This window comes from Pseudomonas sp. HS6-2, assembly GCF_049325675.2.
Classification (GTDB): Bacteria; Pseudomonadota; Gammaproteobacteria; order Pseudomonadales; family Pseudomonadaceae; genus Aquipseudomonas; species Aquipseudomonas putida_N.
The window spans coordinates 3,595,282-3,610,727 of sequence record NZ_CM143906.1; the positions used below are offsets into that span (position 1 = coordinate 3,595,282).

Annotated in this window: 14 protein-coding genes and 2 pseudogenes; 5 read left to right on the top strand and 11 right to left on the bottom strand. The window is 64.8% G+C overall.

Annotated features, from left to right (window positions below; genetic code table 11):
* Window positions 1-11: 11 nt before the first annotated feature.
* A complete protein-coding gene (locus tag ACOKS3_RS16645) occupies window positions 12-1,349 on the bottom strand; it encodes a DUF1329 domain-containing protein (protein ID WP_422764400.1) in 1,338 nt (445 codons plus the stop codon).
* A 150-nt stretch (window positions 1,350-1,499) separates the two neighbouring features.
* Between ACOKS3_RS16645 and ACOKS3_RS16650 the strand changes: the two genes are divergently transcribed.
* Window positions 1,500-2,462 carry a LysR family transcriptional regulator gene (locus ACOKS3_RS16650; RefSeq protein WP_422764399.1) on the top strand — a complete coding sequence of 321 codons (963 nt, stop codon included), beginning with the start codon at window positions 1,500-1,502 and terminating at the stop codon, window positions 2,460-2,462.
* Here the strand turns inward: ACOKS3_RS16650 and ACOKS3_RS16655 are convergent.
* The 3 genes from ACOKS3_RS16655 to ACOKS3_RS16665 form a co-directional block, all read right to left on the bottom strand.
* Window positions 2,447-3,757, bottom strand: a complete 1,311-nt coding sequence (locus ACOKS3_RS16655) for an MFS transporter (protein ID WP_103447681.1) — start codon at window positions 3,755-3,757, stop codon at window positions 2,447-2,449. The genes ACOKS3_RS16650 and ACOKS3_RS16655 overlap by 16 nt on opposite strands.
* A 64-nt stretch (window positions 3,758-3,821) precedes the next feature.
* The gene (locus tag ACOKS3_RS16660) at window positions 3,822-4,985 is read right to left on the bottom strand and encodes an acyl-CoA dehydrogenase family protein (protein WP_422764398.1); all 1,164 of its coding nucleotides are present in this window, start codon (window positions 4,983-4,985) and stop codon (window positions 3,822-3,824) included.
* A 15-nt stretch (window positions 4,986-5,000) separates the two neighbouring features.
* Window positions 5,001-6,548 (bottom strand): AMP-binding protein, encoded by a 1,548-nt coding sequence (locus ACOKS3_RS16665; RefSeq protein ID WP_422764397.1) that lies wholly within the window; start codon window positions 6,546-6,548, stop codon window positions 5,001-5,003.
* Window positions 6,549-6,716: 168 nt separating this feature from the next.
* On the opposite strand from ACOKS3_RS16665, the pseudogene ACOKS3_RS16670 reads away from it, so the two are divergent.
* From ACOKS3_RS16670 to ACOKS3_RS16680, 3 genes and pseudogenes are all read left to right on the top strand, one after another.
* Window positions 6,717-6,905: pseudogene (locus ACOKS3_RS16670) on the top strand (MFS transporter); the annotation flags it as partial.
* 94 nt (window positions 6,906-6,999) lie between these two features.
* Entirely contained in the window at window positions 7,000-7,911 is a 912-nt protein-coding gene (locus tag ACOKS3_RS16675) for an SLC13 family permease (protein ID WP_463581449.1), read from the top strand.
* Window positions 7,912-7,933: 22 nt separating this feature from the next.
* A protein-coding gene (locus ACOKS3_RS16680; RefSeq protein ID WP_087535084.1) for an IS3 family transposase occupies window positions 7,934-9,084 on the top strand; the annotation gives its coding sequence in 2 pieces (ribosomal slippage) (window positions 7,934-8,168 and window positions 8,168-9,084; 1,152 coding nt in all).
* A 10-nt stretch (window positions 9,085-9,094) separates the two neighbouring features.
* Here the strand turns inward: ACOKS3_RS16680 and ACOKS3_RS16685 are convergent.
* From ACOKS3_RS16685 to ACOKS3_RS16715, 7 genes and pseudogenes are all read right to left on the bottom strand, one after another.
* Window positions 9,095-10,081: pseudogene (locus ACOKS3_RS16685) on the bottom strand (MFS transporter); the annotation flags it as partial.
* A gap of 72 nt (window positions 10,082-10,153) precedes the next feature.
* Window positions 10,154-10,591, bottom strand: coding sequence for a type II 3-dehydroquinate dehydratase (gene aroQ / locus ACOKS3_RS16690; RefSeq protein WP_103447774.1), 438 nt, complete (start codon window positions 10,589-10,591; stop codon window positions 10,154-10,156).
* Window positions 10,592-10,594: 3 nt separating this feature from the next.
* Window positions 10,595-11,413 (bottom strand): shikimate dehydrogenase, encoded by an 819-nt coding sequence (aroE, locus tag ACOKS3_RS16695; protein WP_103447775.1) that lies wholly within the window; start codon window positions 11,411-11,413, stop codon window positions 10,595-10,597.
* Entirely contained in the window at window positions 11,410-12,642 is a 1,233-nt protein-coding gene (locus ACOKS3_RS16700; RefSeq protein WP_422764064.1) for a CaiB/BaiF CoA transferase family protein, read from the bottom strand. Before ACOKS3_RS16700 ends, aroE begins: the two co-directional genes overlap by 4 nt.
* The gene (locus tag ACOKS3_RS16705; RefSeq protein ID WP_422764065.1) at window positions 12,639-13,094 is read right to left on the bottom strand and encodes a MaoC family dehydratase; all 456 of its coding nucleotides are present in this window, start codon (window positions 13,092-13,094) and stop codon (window positions 12,639-12,641) included. Before ACOKS3_RS16705 ends, ACOKS3_RS16700 begins: the two co-directional genes overlap by 4 nt.
* Window positions 13,091-13,489 carry a VOC family protein gene (locus ACOKS3_RS16710; protein ID WP_422764066.1) on the bottom strand — a complete coding sequence of 133 codons (399 nt, stop codon included), beginning with the start codon at window positions 13,487-13,489 and terminating at the stop codon, window positions 13,091-13,093. Before ACOKS3_RS16710 ends, ACOKS3_RS16705 begins: the two co-directional genes overlap by 4 nt.
* Entirely contained in the window at window positions 13,486-14,433 is a 948-nt protein-coding gene (locus tag ACOKS3_RS16715; RefSeq protein ID WP_103447779.1) for a ketopantoate reductase family protein, read from the bottom strand. The genes ACOKS3_RS16710 and ACOKS3_RS16715 overlap by 4 nt, the downstream gene beginning before the upstream one ends.
* Window positions 14,434-14,526: 93 nt before the next feature.
* On the opposite strand from ACOKS3_RS16715, the gene ACOKS3_RS16720 reads away from it, so the two are divergent.
* On the top strand, window positions 14,527-15,438 hold the full coding sequence (locus ACOKS3_RS16720) for a LysR family transcriptional regulator (RefSeq protein WP_103447780.1): 912 nt from the start codon (window positions 14,527-14,529) through the stop codon (window positions 15,436-15,438).
* The last annotated feature ends 8 nt before the right edge of the window (window positions 15,439-15,446 follow it).

Genomic DNA, 15,446 nt, shown 5'->3' on the forward strand with positions numbered 1-15,446 from the left:
GTAGCCCTGTGTCAACGCAGCCCTTGGCTGCGCAGTGCGCCGGGGGAGAAGAAGGAAGCGCTGGTGCGCACGTCGAAGGCGTACGGCCTTGGCTGCTCGTTGGTCAGACCAGACAGCTGGTAGCGGCCACTGCGCAAGTCGTAGATCGTCTCCATGGCGTTGACCAGCGCCTGCCCGGTGACGTGGTAGTAGCTGTGGGCTTGGGCGGTGCGCCACACCTGACCCTCATGGTCGAAGAAGTCCGCCTCGAGGATGGCCCAGCTGTCCTCGTCCAGGTAATAGCGCCGGCTGGCATACAGATGCTTCGCCCCAGGCTTGAGGGTCCCCACCACTTCCCACACCCGGTGCAGCTCGTAGCGGGTGGGTTGAGGGTTGACATGGCCCGGCCCGACCAGCGCGGCATAACCGAGCAGGGGCGAAGCCAGGCGATAGCTGTTATACGGCACGTGCAGGACCTTCTTGCCCACCAGGGTCCACTGGTAGAGGTCCGGTGCGCCGTTGAACATGTCGCGGCTGTCGGCGGTGCGCAGGCCGGCCGTACCGGGGGTGATGCTGTCGTAGGCCAGCGCCGGGGCGCGCCGCACCCGCCGCTGGCTGCTGCTGTACAACCACGAGAGGCGCGGCTGGGCCACCTGATCGAGGGTTTCGTGCAGCACCACGGCATCGCCCGCCAGGCGCGACGGCGCGGTCATGCGGTAACTCAGGTAATACAGCACGTTGCCCGCCTGGCCACCTTCCAATACATCGGGGCGGGCGAAGTTCTGTTGCAGGCTCATCGTCGCGAAGCGGCCATCGCCACGCGGGGTGACGCTGTCCGAGGCCAGGCTGTAACTGCCGTTGCGCGGCCGGGTGAGGTGGTTCCACAGCACCTGCAGGCCATTCTCGGGCCTGGGGAACGCCACTACGCCGGCAAAGCCCTCCACGCCGTTGCCGTCATTGACCAGCCGGGCATTGGCCGCATTGTGCAGGGCCCACTCGCTCACGGCTGGCGGCACCGCGACACTGCGGTGCGAGGGATACACCGGCAGGCGGAACGACTTGGGGTAACGCTGCATCAAGGCCACCTGCCCCGCCGTCAGTTGCTCCCGGTACTGGGTGTAGTTGTTGGCGGTGATCACATACAGCGGCTGCTCATCGGCGTACGGGTCCAGGGGCGTGCCGTTGACCGCCAGCGACACTTGCCCTGCTTGCAGGCCGCCGGTCCAGGCCGGAATGCGACCGTCGCTGCTGGGCCCGCGTTCGGCCCCCATCGGTGTCAGGTCTGCAGGCAGTGGTGTGGCCCCCACGTAAAGGCTCAGCAGGCTGGCGTTGACGAACAGGAAGCTGCGCAGCAGGGCGAATGGTTTCATCGGGCTTGGCCTCTTGTTGTTGTGTTGTCCCGTCCGGGCTTGCCTTGGCACGCCCTTTCGGGGTGATACTAGGAGCCGCGCTTCGAACCCCACAAATAACGTGTTCGGATACATGCCATATCAGTTCGGCATACCCTTGGAACCGCTCCGATGACCCTGAAACAGCTCCGCTACCTGATCGCCATCGTCGAAGCCGGCAGCTTCTCTTCGGCTTCACGTCGCGCCTACATTGCCCAGCCGGCGTTGAGCCGGCAGATCAGCCTGCTGGAAAGTGAGCTGGCGATGCAGCTGCTCGACCGCCAGCACGATGGCATTGCCCTGACCGATGCCGGGCGCCAGCTCTATGAAGTCGCCCGGCAGGTGGTGCAGAAACTCGACTCGGTGAAGGATGAGCTGAAATCCAGCCGCGGCGACCCCAAGGGCCACGTGGCCATTTCAATCCCGGCCACCGCCGCCGACCTGCTGCTGCCAGAAATCGTCAGGCGCGCCGAACAGCGCTTCCCCGGCGTGACTTTGACCGTCTGGGATGGCCTCAGCCGCGAAGGCGGCCAGGCCATCGAGCTGGGCAAGGTGGACTTCGGTGTGGTGCCCAATGCCGAGGAACTCGAGCATGTCGAGGCCGAGCCGATCTTCACCGAGGCGCTGTACTGGGTCGGCGCATCAGCCCCTGGCACCCCCGATACCATCACCCTCGCCGAAGCCGCCGCCACCCGGCTGGTGCTGCCGCCCAGAACGCTGCACCTGCGCCGACGCATCGAGCAAGCCGCCATGGAAGCAGCCGTACCGCTGGCCGCCGCCTACGAGCAACAATCTGCGCCCGGCATCGCCAGCCTGGTGCGCGCCGGCCTGGCGGCGACCATCAGCAATTGGCCGCCGCTGAGCGTATTGCTCGAGCCCACGGCGGCGCGGCGCATCGTCGAACCGCGCATCAGCCGCACCATCGCCTTGGCGCACTCCCAGCACAAACCCCTGTCGTTCGCCGCCGGTTGTCTGCGCGACCTGGTGCGCAGCGTGCTGATCGACCTGGTCAACAGCGGCCGCTGGCGGGGCGAACTGATCGGCAAAGAGGCCGAGCCGCTGGAGTCCGTGCTCGGCGTTCAACTGGCGGTCTGAGCGCGCGCCTGCCCGCCAGCGGCAGCCGACTCGCGCAGGCGCTGCTGGGTGCGCTGCGGGTTCATGGTGGCCAGGCCCACCAGCCCCGCCACCACCAGCACCGCGCCGCATACCAGGAAGCCCTGGGCATACCCCGCCGGGTGTTCGCTACCCGCACCTTGTACCAGCAAGCCGGTCACCACCGGCGCTGCCAGCCCGGCCAACGAGGCGATGCCGTTGCCCATGGCGAGGATGCCCCCGCGCTGGGCCGCTGGGGTGAACTCGGCAAGCATTGCCGGGCCCACGGAATACATGACCAACGCCAGGCCACCACTGAGAGTCAGTGCGGCGACCCTTGCGGCCGTGCTCAGGCCAGGCAGCATCAGCGACGCCGACAACAGCCCGCCCAGTATCAAGCACACCGAAACGAACACGCCGCGTGCCGCCCGTGACGGCACGCCGCGACGCATCAGGCGCTGGGAGAACCATGCCAGCAGCAAGCTCAGCGGCGTGGTCACGACCACGAACATGATGAAGATGCGCCCGGTCAGCAGCGGGTCGATACCCAGGCCCACCTGCAGGTAACTGGGTACCCAGGTCAGGGTCAGGGCCAGCGACCAGTTGGCGGCAAAGTGGCACAGGTAGTTGCCCAGCACGCTGGGGTCGCCCAGCAGCCTGCGATAGGGGATAGCCGATTCATCGGCCTTGAGCTGGCTGGCGCGCAGGCGCTCGAGGCTGCCCTCCTGGCCCAGCCGCCACCACAACAGGCACCAGACCAGGCCGATCAGGGCAAGGATGATGAAATTGGTGCGCCAGCCGTAATGCAGGCTTACCCAGGGAATCATCGCCCCCGCCACCAGCAGGCCCATGGCACTGCCGGCATGCAGCAGGGCCACCGGCAGGTTGCGCCGGTCGTTGGGGAACCACTTGTAAAGTGCATGGGTGGCCACCGGCGATGCCGGCCCCTCACCGATGCCCAGCAGCACCCGGCAGGCGACGATGGCCCACAGTGAGGTGGCAAACAGCATTGGCAGCTGGATCAGCGCCCAGAACAAGCCCATGCCCAGCAGCAAGGTGCGGGTGGGGCGCCGGTTGGCCATGAAGCCACCGACCACGGCGGAGATGGCGAAGAACCAGTGCAGGGCGCCGCCGATCAGGCCGAACTCGGTGGCCGTCAGGCCCAGTTCGGCGCTCATCGGTACCGCTACCAGCCCGATCACCACCTTGTCGAGAAAGTTGACCAGCATCAGCAGGGCCAGCAGCGCCGCCACCAGCCAGGCGGTACGGGAGTCAGGCAGAGAAGAATCCGCAGTCATGGCGAGTACTCTTGTTATTGTTGTGGGGTGTAGCAAAAAGGCCGCTGCAAGGGCGGCCCGTCACTCAGGCAGGCATCAGCACGCCTTTGGCGATGGTGTTGCGCTGGATCTCGCTGGTGCCGGTGAGGATACGCATCATCCGCGTGGCGCGGAAAATCCACTCCACCGGATTGCCCTGCATCAGCCCGGCGCCGCCGTGCACCTGCACCGCCTTGTCGGCGATGCGGAAGGCAGCCTCGGAGACGAACAGCTTGCACATCGGCGCCTGGGTGCGGATATCGCCCCCGGCGTCGTTCACCTGGGCTGTGGCGTAGACCATGCTGCGCGCAGCGTGCAGCTCGGTGGCCATGTCGGCGATCATGTGGTTGACCGCCTGGAACATGGCAATCGGCTGGCCGAACTGCTTGCGGCTGCGCGCATGCTCGATCGACAGGTTCAGCGCCAGGCCGGCCATCCCCAGCAGCGTCGGGCAATGCAGCAAGCGGTTCAGGGTGATGCGCCCCATGGCCAGTTTGAACCCCTGCCCCTCTTCACCGATCAAGTTGGCCGCCGGCACGCGCACCTGGTCGAGCACGATGTCGCCATGGGCACCGCCACCGGACATCACCGAGTAATCGCTGTCGACTCGCACACCCGGGGCGTTGAGGTCGACGAAGAACGCCGAAATACCCTGGGCGCCCTTCCCCGGCCCGGTCACCGCCAGCAGCACCGCGAGGTCGGCGTAGGTGGCACCGGAGATGTAACGCTTGCTGCCACTGAGCACATAATGGTCGCCGTCGCGGCGCGCCTGGGTGGTAATGGCGGTGGCATCGGAGCCGGCCTCGGCTTCGGTCAGGGCAAAGCACACGGCCTTTTCAGCACGGCACACTGGCTTGAGAAAGGTCTCGACCTGGTAGGGGCTGGCCACCTTGAACAGGTGGCCGACCCGCGGCGGCCCCGACAGCTCGCCCAACACGTGCGACGCGAGCATGGAGCCTGTCAGCACCGTGGCCTCCTTGACCGCGCACAGGTCGGCCACGTTCAGGCCGGCCCCGCCCATGCTTTCGGGCAGCATGACGGTGTACAGGCCCTGCTCACTGGAAAGTTTCCATACCTGCCGCAACACCGACTGGGGATGCGGGCGCGCCCAGTCCAGCTGTGCCTGCTGCTCCAGCGGGCGTACCTGATCGCGGACGAAACCCTCGATCGCTTCGATAATCTGCGCAGCCTTTGCACTGGGTTGATACATGGTGATGCTCCCTGGTCAGATACGACGTTCGCTGTGTTGCCAGTAGGTGTCCCGGACCAGGCGGCGCACCACCTTGCCATTGGGGTTTTTCGGCAGTTCGCTGACAAAGTCGACGCCGCGCGGCTTCTTGAAACCGGCCAGCGCAAGGCCGCAGCGCTCGATCAGCTCGGCGGCCTCCAGTTGCGCCCCCGGCTTGAGCACTACCACCGCGTGCACCGCTTCGCCCCACTGCGCGTCGGGCACGCCGACCACCGCCGCCTCGAATACTTCGGGGAAGCCGTAGATCACCTGTTCCACTTCGCTGGGGTACACGTTGAACCCGCCGGAGATGATCATTTCTTTCTTGCGATCGACGATGAACACGTAACCCTGGGCATCGACCGTCGCCAGGTCGCCGGTGAGGTAGTAGCCGTCACGCATCACTTCGGCGGTGAGCGCCGGGGCGCGCCAGTAGCCCTGCATCACGTCCGGGCCCTTGACCACGATCTCGCCGACTTCACCCGGGGCCACATCCTCGAACGCCTCGTTGACCACCCGCAGGTCGGTCTCGAAGTAGCAGCGCCCGCAGGAGGCCAGGCGCTGATAATCGCCGTCTTCCACCAAGTGGTCCTGCTCAGTCAGCACGGTAACCAGCGAACAGGTTTCACCGGCGCCATAGCCTTGCGCGAGAATCGGCCCAAACAGTTCGATGGCCTTTTTCACCAGGGCCGGCGCCATGGGCGCGGCGCCGTACATGACCAGCTTCAGGCTGGACAGGTCGAAGCGTTCGACGCCGGGGTAATTGACCAGACGGTTGATCATCGCCGGCACCAGAAACAGCCGCGTCACCCGTTCGCGCTGGATGGTCTCCAGCAACAGACGGTCGTCATAACGGTTGAGCAGCAGGTTGCATGCGCCCACCGCTAGCAGCGGCATGATCTGCATGCCGCTGGCATGGGTGATGGGCCCCACGTGGGCCATGACGTCGCCCGGCCCGGAGCGCCGTGTGGGGCTGGCAATGCTCTTGCGCACAAGCGCCTTGCGGTTGCCGAACGACAGCATCGCAGCCTTGAGCACGCCGGAGCTGCCGGAGGTGTAATGCAGCACGGCCAGCGCATCGTCGGCCGGGTCCAGGGCCAGCGGTGCCTCACTGCCGCGCTGGAGCAGCGCGGCATAACCCAGGTCACCGCCCTCGTCTTCCAGCACGATCAGCTGACGCAGCAGCGGCAACTCCGTACGTCGCGTTGCCAGCGCCTGGGCAAAACTGGCGTCGGTGATCAGTGCAACGCTGCAGGAGTCTTCCAGCACCTGCACCACTTCATCCACTGACAGCCGCGCATTGATCGGCACCTTGACCATCGCCGCCTTGTACAGCGCCACTTCCGCTTCGACCAGCTCCACGCGGTTGGCGGCGAGAATCGCCACATGCTCGCCGACGCCCACGCCCAGGGTCCCCAGCGCAGAGGCCAGGCGGTTGCTGCGGCGTTCCAGCTGGGTGTATGTGAGGCGTGTCTGGCTGTCCGCCACGGCGATGTGGTCCGGCCAGTAGCGGGCACTTCGGGTAATGATCGTTCCAAGGTTCACGTTGTTGTTCTCGTCGACAGGAAGACATCGACGATGCTAATCAGCTGTGCGCGTGCAGATGAAATACAAGATTCAGATGTGGGCCATAACTTTATTGGCTGGCGTGATGCCCGGAGGTGGTAGCGCATGTTTGGCTGGCTGAAAGAGAACCGCCAGATCGTAACGCGGCTTTACGTGGTCTCCGACAACCCGTTCTGGTTGGTCGCGGTGCAACTGCTCGACGGCATCGGCGCAGGCCTCTTCGGCGAGCTGTTCCCGATTTTGGGCAAGGACTTGACCGAAGGCAGCGGCCGCTTCAATGTCAGCCTTGGCGCGTTGACGGCAGTTTTCGGCCCAGGCGCTGCCCGAAACCAATCCGGGCACCTCGCCTTCGCCCTCCTCTGCACCTTCCGGAAACTGACCCAGCATGCCTTTGAGCGACAACGCATCGATCATCTGGACGGTGGCCGCCTTGGCCACCTGCGGCGTCATCCTGCGCCCCTTGCGCATCCCCGAATACGTCTGGGCCATGGGCGGCGCGTTGCTGTTGGCCGGTATGGGGCTGATCACCCCTGGCAACGCGCTGGCCGCCGTAGCCAAAGGCAGTGACGTCTACCTGTTTCTGATCGGCATGATGGTGCTGGCCGAGCTGGCTCGCCAGGAAGGCCTGTTCGACTGGCTGGCCCGTTATGCGGTGCACCATGCGCGGGGCTCCGGGCAACGACTGTTCGACCTGGTGTTCCTGGTGGGCACGCTGGTTACCGTGTTCCTGTCCAACGACGCCACGGCAGTGGTGTTGACCCCGGCGGTGTATGCCGCGTGCAAGGCCGCCCGGGCCGAACCGTTACCGTACCTGTTCATCTGTGCCTTCATCGCCAACGCCGCCAGTTTCGTGTTGCCGATCTCCAACCCGGCCAACCTGGTGGTGTTCGGCAGCCAGATGCCACCGCTGCTGGACTGGCTGAGGCAGTTCAGCGTGCCGGCGTTGGCGGCAATCGCCCTCACCTACCTGGCACTGCGCCTGGCCCAGCGCCGGCAGATCAGCCAGCCGCTGGCCTTGACCGTAGATACCCAGCCACTGACCGCTGGCGCACGCCTGAGCGCAGTGGGCATCGGTTTTACCGCAGCCTTGTTGTTGGGCGCATCGGCACTGGACCAGGCGCTGGGCCCGCCCACCTTCTGCGCTGGCGTGGCGACCACGGCACTGGTTCACCTGCGCCAGCGGCGCAGCCCGGTGCCAGTGTTGCGCCATGTCGCCTGGGCCGTCCTGCCACTGGTGGCGGGTTTGTTCGTTCTGGTCGAAGCGGTCGCTCAAACCGGCGTGATCGTGCGTCTTGCCCAAGTGAATCGCCCCTGGTTTCGTAGACACCTCCAAGCCTCATAATGAGGCCCAAATAGGAGGTGCCATGAGTCGTCAGCGTTACCCCGAAGAATTCAAGATCGAAGCGGTCAAGCAAGTGACCGAGAAAGGCAAACCTGTCGCCGATGTCGCCCAGCGCCTGGGCATGTCCGTGCACAGTCTTTACGCCTGGATCAAGGTCTACAGCAAGCCCCAAGAGCAGCGTCAGCAAGACGACGATCAGCAGGCCGAACTGCGCAAGCTACGCGCTGAACTCAAGCGCGTGACGGAAGAGCGAGACATCTTAAAAAAGGCCGCCGCGTACTTTGCCAAGGAGTGCGGCTGAAGTACGCCTTCATCAAGAAGCACTCGACTGATTACCCGGTGCGGCGCCTTTGCCAAACCCTCAAGGTGCACCCCAGCGGCTATTACGCCTGGCTGGCCGAGCCTCAATCTGCCCGAGCAAAAGAAGATCAACGTCTGCTTGGCTTGATCAAACACGCTTGGCTGGAAAGCGGAGGTGTATACGGCTACCGCAAAATTCACGATGACCTGCGTGAGCTGGGAGAGGAATGCGGCCGAAATCGAGTCAGGCGCTTGATGCAGGCGGAGGGACTGCGTTCTCAAACGGGCTATCGGCGGCGTCCAGGGTTCTATGGTGGAAAACCAACAGTGGCCTCGCCCAACCACCTCGCGCGGCAGTTCAAGGTAAGTGAGCCGAACAAGGTCTGGGTGACAGATATCACTTACATCCGCACCTATGAAGGGTGGCTCTACCTCGCGGTAGTGCTGGATCTGTTCTCACGCCAAGTAATTGGTTGGTCAATGAAGCCAAGGATGTGCAGCGACCTGGCTATCGACGCGATGTTGATGGCTGTTTGGCGACGCAAGCCTCAGCAGCAAGTTATGATTCACTCAGATCAAGGCAGTCAGTTCAGTAGCTCGGATTGGAAAAGCTTTTTGAAGGCCAACAATGTAATCAGCAGCATGAGCCGGCGGGGAAACTGCCACGACAATGCCGTAGCCGAGAGCTTTTTCCAGCTTTTGAAGCGAGAGCGAATCCGACGAAAGATCTACACAACCCGTGAAGAAGCCCGAAGTGATATTTTCGATTACATCGAGATGTTCTATAACCCTAAACGCCGACACAGCAGTGCTATGCAGCTGTCTCCAGTAGAGTATGAGAAACGCTATTTCCTGAGCTTGGAGAGTGTCTAGAAAACCAGGGGCGATTCAAGCCGGTGGTGAACGGCTTCATCGCCAGGTTGCCAGCAAAGATCGCCAGCACCAGCAAGCCGGCATCCAGCGGTGACAGGCCAACGCCGACCTGCAGCAACAGCGGAATCAGGAACGGCAAGGCGCTGATCGACAGGCGGAACAGCGTACCGCCGACGATGCTGGCCCTGAACGTGGCGATGCTCATGGCCGCCAATGGCAACAGCGGTGCCGGGTGGCGCTGGCAATGACGAATCGCCAGCAAGGTCAGCAGCCCGCCCAATGCCACCAGTGCCGCCCCGCCAGGCAGGCTGCCAGCGCCCAGCGAACCGAGCATTTCCAGGCCGATCAGCCACGCGGCACAGGCCGACGCGAGGAATGCGAAGCCGAGCAGGTCGAAGCGGCGTGCTTCGCTGGGGCGGCCAGCGGGAATCAGCCACCACGCTGCCGCAATGGCCAGCACGCCAAGCGGTATGTTCAGGTAGAAGATCCACGGCCACGACAGGTGGGTGACGATCAGCCCACCGATGGGCGGCCCCAGTACCGGCGCTACCAGCCCGGGCCAGGTGATCACCGCGAGCATCTTCACCAGGTCCTGCTTCTCGGTGGTGCGCAACACCACCAGCCGGCCGACCGGCACCATCAGCGCACCGCCGATGCCTTGCAGCACCCGTGCGGCGATGAAGGTCTCCAGGTTGGCGGCCAGGCCGCAGAGCCACGACGCCAGGGTGAACAGGCCGATGGCCCCGGCGAACACCTGCCGGGCACCAAAGCGGTCGGCCACCCAGCCGCTGAGCGGGATGAACACCGCCACCGCCAGCAGGTAGGCGCTGATACCGATGTTCAGGCTGACCGGGTTCTCGGCGAAGTCACTGGCCATCTGTGGCAGCGCCGTGGCAATGACGGTGGCGTCGAGGTTTTCCATGAAGAAGGTAATGGCCACCAGCAAGGCGATGAAGGTGGTTTGCCGAGAGGGGTTCGCGACTGCGGGGGTGGTCAAGCTGACAAATCCTCCTGAATGTGGCGAGCCTCCATTGCCGGAGCGGGCTTGCCCGCTCCGGCAGCGAGACTGTCAGATCATCTTCAACGCCGCACGCAGCGCCAGCAGGTAGGTCTCGACGCCAAATCCGCAGATCTGCCCGCGCACCACCTCGGCAAACACCGAGTGATGGCGGAACGGCTCTCTGGCATGGATGTTCGACATATGCACTTCAACCACCGGCGCCTCGACAATGGCCAGTGCGTCACGAATGCCGTAGCTGTAATGGGTCCAGGCCCCGGCATTGATCAGCACTGCATCCACCCCGTCCTCATAGGCACGATGGATGCGCTCGCACATTGCACCTTCGTAGTTGGTCTGGAAGCACTCGACCCGCGCACCGAGTTCCTCGCCCAGCGCCTGCAGGGCCTGATCGATGTCGGCCAGGGTGGCTGTGCCGTACTGGCGCGGGTCGCGCTTGCCGAACATGTTGTGGTTGATGCCGTGCAGCATCAGGACATTGGCGGCCATAGCTCACTCCAGGGGGATGGTCAGGCGATCGATCACGGCACGGGTTTCAGGCCGCACCCCGCGCCACCAGGCAAACGCCTCTGCCGCCTGCTCCACCAGCATGCCGACGCCATCGGCCAAGCGCGCTACACCGTGCGCCTGCGCCATGCGCAGGAACGGTGTCAGGCCTTTGCCGTATGCCAGCTCATAGGCCAGGCGCGCCTCGCCCAGCACATCCGCGGGCAGCGGCGGCAACTCACCGGTCAGGCTCGCGGAGGTGGCGTTGACCACGATGTCGAAGGCTTGCCCCTCCAGTTCCTCATAACGGCTGATGCGCAGCCGCGGATGATCCAGTTCGTTGCGCAAGGTCAGCGCCTTGGCCATGTCGCGGTTGGCGATCACCAGCTCACGCGGCCCGGCCTGCAGGAACGGCAGCAAGGCGCCGCGCACCGCGCCGCCGGCACCGAGCAACAGCACCCGGCGATTGCGTAGCGGTTCGCCGAGGTTCTGCTCGATATCGCGCAGCAGGCCGATGCCATCGAAGTTCTCGGCGTAGATACTGCCATCCTCGAACTTCAGCGCATTGGCCGCCCGTGCCAGTTGCGCCCGCTCGCTGCGCCGGTCGGCCAACTCGAAGGCGCGCAGCTTGAACGGCGCGGTGATGTTCATGCCCAGCCCGCCCTCGCTGCGCAACTGCAATACCTGGGTCTCGAAGCCTTCAAGCTCGCCTTCGATGGCGCCGTACTCCAAGGCCTGGCCAGTGGCCTCGGCGAACAGGCCATGGATCAGCGGGGACTTGGTGTGGTTGATCGGCCGGCCGATCACTGCATAGCGGTCGCTCATCGTGCATCTCCGTGGGTGAACAGCACACCGTCTGCCTGCATGGTGGTGATTTCTTCAGGGCTGAAACCAAGGGCCGCAGCCACCTCGGCGTTGTGCTGGCCAAGGTCCGGGGCCACCTGGTGGATCGTGGTGTCACAGTCGGAAAAACGGAACGGCAGGTTGGGCAGGCGCAAGGTACCGTAGCGCGGGTGCTGCTGTTCGATGACCATGTTGCGCGCCTGGATCTGCGGGTCGGCGAGCACCTCGTCGATGCGCTGCACTTTGGCACTGGGGATGTCGATGCCGTCCAGCAAGTGCAGGATATCGGCCACCTGGCGGGCGCCGACCCAGTCGCGGACCACGGCCAGGATCGCCTGGCGATGGGCATTGCGACCGTTGAGGTTGTGGTAGCGCTGGTCGCTGCCAAACCCGCTCGGGCCGCCATTGGCTTCGAGCATGGCGGCAAAGCGTTGCCAGGCATCGTCGACCTGAGCGGCGATCACCAGGTCGCCATCGGCGGCGCGGAACACGCCGTACAAGGTCGAGGTGGGCATGTCATGGCCGGTCTGCTCGGGCAGCACGGTGCCATCGGACAACGTGTAGCATTGCACCGCGTACTCATGCATCGACACCAGCGTGTCGTACAGGGCCATGTCGATGTGCTGCCCACGGCCGCTGCTGACCCGGCCCAGCAGCGCCGCATTGATTGCCGCCACGGCATGGATGCCGGTGTACATGTCGCCCAGCGAAATGCGCAGCAGCGGCGGTGCTTCGCCGGGCACGCCGACCATCTGCATGATTCCGCTCTTGGCCTCGGCGATCAGCCCGAAGCCAGCGCGATGGGCGTCCGGCCCGGTGTGGCCGTAGGCGGAAATCGAGCAGTACACCAGGCGCGGGTTGCGCGCCGCGAGCTCGGCATAGCCCAGGCCCAGCTTGTCCAGAGCGCCGGGGCGGTAGTTTTCGATGAACACGTCGGCCGAATCGGTCAGGCGCTGCATGAAGGCTTTGCCACGCGGATCCTTCATGTTCACGCTGACGCCCTGCTTGCCCATGTTCAGTTGCAGGAAGTAACCGCTCTGCTGATCATCCAGGGTGAACGCGTGCTGGCGGCCGGCATCGCCGCTGCCCGGCCGCTCGACCTTGATCACCTCGGCGCCCAATGCTGCCAGGCAGCGCCCGACATAGGGGCCGGCGAGGAAGTGGCTGTAGTCGATGACGCGAATACCCGCCAATGGCAATGCCTGGCTCATGCTGCTGCCCTCCGCGGCACCATCAGCCGGTGCTCGCCGCGCTGCACGACTTCGCCGTGCTGGTTGATCAATTCCGATGGCAGCACCACGATGCCCCAGCCCGGCCGACTGTTGCTCGGGCGCATCGCCCCCACGCGCATGCGCACGTGCAACACATCGTTGACCTTGATCGGCAGCACGAAGTCCCAGGTCCAGCCCAGCGACATGCCCGGCAGGAAACGGTACTCGCACTGGGTCTTCAGGCCGTCGGCAATCGACAACCCGAACAGGCCGTGGGCGACCAGGCAGCCGAAATGGCTGGCGTTGGCGTACGCCTCGTCGACGTGCACCGGGGTGTGGTCCCCGGTCAGGTCGGCGTAGGCCAGGATGCGTTCGCGGGTCACGGTGTAGGTGGGGCTGATGCATTCATCGCCCTCGCGGGCATCGTCCCAGTATTTTTCCACCACGCTCATGCCTGCACCTGCGCACGGGGGTCGATGGCCAAGGCCTGAACCACGCATTTCGCGGGCATCGCCTGGATGAATTCCACGGCCAGGCCGTCGGGCAGGCGCAGCCAGTTACGCCCTTGGGGCATCTCGCTGACGCCGAAACGCTGGGCCGCCGCCAATGCGGCTTCGAGGTCCTCGCACATGATGCCCAGGTGCGCCATGCGCCCTTCCGGGCCAGCAAAGTCCGGCTGGTGGATGAACTGCAGGCCACCGAGGGTCCAGTACTGCGCGGGGCGCTCGACGTCGCCCTGCACTTCGCGCATGGTCATGCCGCACACTTCGCTGAAGAAACGAATATGCCACTGGATGTCCCGCACCCAGAACGCGACATGTTCGAGGTAGGCTTTTGGCTGGCTCATGGGTTTTCCCTCTTCTGGTGATCGGCCATGGCGCGTTCGATGCCCTTGATGCAGGCCACCAGGGTTGCGTTGACCGGTGTGGCCACGCCATGGCGCTGGCCCCAGCGCACGACGGAGCCGTTGATGAAGTCGATTTCGGTGATCGAGCCTTTTTCCAGGCTTTGCAGCATCGAGGTGCGAAAGCTCGCCGGCAGGCCTTCGGCGGCCAACGTCCAGGCGGCCTCGGGGCTGGTCAGGCTCAGGCGAATACCGGCGCGCTCGGCCACGGCGATGGCCTCGGCCACGGCGGCCTTGGCGGTGCTTTCCAGCAGCGGCTCGCTGTACAGCTGGCCGTAGCTGAGCATGGTGATGCCGCTCAGCGCGCCGGTGGCGACGTTTACCAGCAGCTTGTCCCACATGGTGCCGAGGATGTTGTCGCTGACCGTGGTGGCCAACCCGGCGCCGTTGAAGGCTGCGGCAATCGCCTGCACACGGGGTGTGAGCTGGCCGTCCAACTCGCCGATGAAGGTCTGCTTGCCCGCCACACCGGCACGGATCGAACCCGGCGCCAGGAGCACTCCACCGACGTAGGTCTTGCCGGCCAACACCCGCTCGCGCCCTACTGCCTCGGCCAGGATGTCCTCGTGGCCCAGGCCGTTCTGCAACGACAACACCAGCGTCTGCGGCCCGATCAGCGCGCTGGCGCCGGCAATCGCCTCGGCGGTGTGGAACGACTTGACGAGCACCACCACCAGGTCAGCCACGCCGACGTCTTCGGCGTCGATCGCCGCATTCACCCGCACGTGGCGCTCGCCGCGTTCGTCCTGCACCTGCAGCCCGTGCAGGTTCATGGCCTCGACATGCGCACGGCCACGGTTCAACAACCAGGTTTCATGCCCCGCCTCGCTCAAGGCCGCGCCAATGGCGCAACCCAGGGCACCGGCACCCAGAATGCAGATTTTCACGTCGCAGCCCTCCTGTGGTTTGCGACTACCTTATGCAGTGAGGGTTATTTGGGCTATATAATGGCCTCAATAGTACTATTGAGATTCGCAATAATGACCTCGCTGGAGCCCTTGCCGGAACCCAAGCTGTTGCAGTTGTTCGAGGTGCTCTACCAGTGCCGTAGCGTGACCCGCGCCGCCGAGCAGCTAGGCCAAAGCCAACCGACCATCAGCATTTGGCTGGCGCGCCTGCGCGAGCAGTTGCACGACCCGCTGTTCGTGCGCACGCCGGGTGGCATGGCCCCTACCCCACGGGCCGACCAGTTGATAGGGCCGTGCCGGGAAGTGCTGGAATCGCTGCGCCGCCTGAGCGACTGGGAACCGCAGTTCATGCCGGCCACGGCACAGCGGCGCTTTCGCCTGTGTGTCAGCGATGCCAGCCATATCACCTTGCTGCCCAGCATCCTCAACCATTTGCGCAGCCACGCCCCGGGCATTCGCCTGGAAGCGGCGCGGATCGATGGCAATACCGAGGGCGCGCTGGAATCGGGTGAGGCAGACCTGGCCATCGGCTTCGTACCCGGGCTTGGCGCGGGCATGTATCAACAGGTGCTGTTCGAACAGGACTGGGTTTGCCTGAGCAGCGCACAGCATCCGCGGTTGGGCACTGGCATGAGCGTGGCTCGCTACCGTGCCGAGGGGCACGTGCAGATCAGTGCCGGGACCGGGCAGAAGCTGCTCGAAACAGGCCTGGCACGGGCCGGGATCGAGCGCAGGAGCATGCTGGAACTACCCGGGTTTCTCGGCTTGGGGATGATTGTCGGCACCACCGACCTGGTCGCCACGCTACCGCGGCACATCGGCCAGACGCTTGCCGACATGCACGGGCTGAGGCTGCATGACTGCCCGTTTGCAGTGGAGCGGTTTACCGTCAAGCAACATTGGCACGCGCGGTATCATCAGGATGGTGGCAATCGCTGGATCAGGGGCGTGATCCGCGAGTTGTTCCAACAGCCGCCAGCCTGATGCTACGG

What these genes read in the sequence shown, in the direction of transcription:
- ACOKS3_RS16660 (WP_422764398.1), bottom strand. Translation starts at nt 4,985, where the DNA reads ATGTATCAACCCAGTGCAAAGGCTGCGCAGATTATCGAAGCGATCGAG.
- ACOKS3_RS16650 (WP_422764399.1), top strand. Translation starts at nt 1,500, where the DNA reads ATGACCCTGAAACAGCTCCGCTACCTGATCGCCATCGTCGAAGCCGGC.
- aroQ (WP_103447774.1), bottom strand. Translation starts at nt 10,591, where the DNA reads ATGGCCGCCAATGTCCTGATGCTGCACGGCATCAACCACAACATGTTC.
- ACOKS3_RS16645 (WP_422764400.1), bottom strand. Translation starts at nt 1,349, where the DNA reads ATGAAACCATTCGCCCTGCTGCGCAGCTTCCTGTTCGTCAACGCCAGC.
- aroE (WP_103447775.1), bottom strand. Translation starts at nt 11,413, where the DNA reads ATGAGCGACCGCTATGCAGTGATCGGCCGGCCGATCAACCACACCAAG.
- ACOKS3_RS16720 (WP_103447780.1), top strand. Translation starts at nt 14,527, where the DNA reads ATGACCTCGCTGGAGCCCTTGCCGGAACCCAAGCTGTTGCAGTTGTTC.
- ACOKS3_RS16655 (WP_103447681.1), bottom strand. Translation starts at nt 3,757, where the DNA reads ATGACTGCGGATTCTTCTCTGCCTGACTCCCGTACCGCCTGGCTGGTG.
- ACOKS3_RS16710 (WP_422764066.1), bottom strand. Translation starts at nt 13,489, where the DNA reads ATGAGCCAGCCAAAAGCCTACCTCGAACATGTCGCGTTCTGGGTGCGG.
- ACOKS3_RS16705 (WP_422764065.1), bottom strand. Translation starts at nt 13,094, where the DNA reads ATGAGCGTGGTGGAAAAATACTGGGACGATGCCCGCGAGGGCGATGAA.
- ACOKS3_RS16700 (WP_422764064.1), bottom strand. Translation starts at nt 12,642, where the DNA reads ATGAGCCAGGCATTGCCATTGGCGGGTATTCGCGTCATCGACTACAGC.